This is a genomic window from Mycolicibacterium vinylchloridicum (genome assembly GCF_013404075.1).
GTDB classification, from domain to species: domain Bacteria; phylum Actinomycetota; class Actinomycetes; order Mycobacteriales; family Mycobacteriaceae; genus Mycobacterium; species Mycobacterium vinylchloridicum.
On the sequence record NZ_JACBJQ010000198.1, the window covers coordinates 1 to 922 of the forward strand.

The following is a 922-nucleotide window of genomic DNA, read 5'->3' on the forward strand; positions in this document are numbered from 1 at the left end:
TGTGATGTCTCAGGACATCGGAATAGCTGTGAACCTGCATTAGGTTCACAGCTTTTTCCGTTTGGGGCCTTTGGGCGCTCCGGTGGGTTGGTAGTCCCTGGTGGGGTCGAGGGTGAAGTCGCGTAGGACTTCTGCGGTGGCGGCGTTGATGACGGTGATGTGGTGGTCTTGGATGAGGATTCGTACGCGGGTGCCGGTGTAGGTTCGGCCGATTCCGATGTGGTGCAGGCGCCCGCCGGTGCGCACGGTGATGGTGCCGGCTTTGTCGACGCGGTCGGTGCGGACGCGGTTGTGGGTATCGGTGCGGTTTGCGGGGTCGGCTTTGGGGCGGGCGGTGTAGGCCGCTGTTGGGGTCGCGTGGTGGGCCAGGCTGCGGTGAGGTCGGCGGTGGTTGTATTCGTCGATGAAGCCGTCGAGTTGGGCTTGGAGCTCGGTGATGGTGGTGGCCCTTGGTTGTGCTTTGAGCCATTTTTTCAGGGTTTGGTGGAAGCGTTCGATTTTTCCGCAGGTGGTCGGATGGTTGGGTGTGGAGTTGATCTGTCGGATGCCCAGGCGGTGCAGTTCGGTTTCGAAGGCGTTGCGTCCGCCTTTGCCGCCAGCTAGTCGGGTGGTGAAGACCATGCCGTTGTCGGTCAGGGTGGAGTACGGAATGCCATGGCGGTCAACGGTTTTACGGAACTCGGTGAGAACGATGGCACCGGTGACGCGACGGTGGGCGGTGACCGAGAGGGCATAGCGGGCATGGTCGTCGATGAAGTCGAGGATTTCGACGTGGGTGCCGCCGGCCAGCCACCAATGGGTGAAGTCAGCTTGCCAGCGTTCGTTGGGCTGCTCGGCGGCGAACCGGATGTAGGAGGACTTGGGGCGTTTGTGTGGTTGAGCCGTGATCAATCCGGCGGCGTGCAGGTGTCGACCGATGGTG

1 protein-coding gene is annotated in these 922 nt (G+C 62.1%); it reads right to left on the reverse strand.

Translation table 11 applies throughout. The features are described from left to right. Nucleotides 1-45: 45 nt before the first annotated feature. A partial coding sequence (locus HPC46_RS34550) for an integrase core domain-containing protein (protein ID WP_179476458.1) occupies nt 46-922 on the reverse strand: 877 nt, incomplete at its 5' end.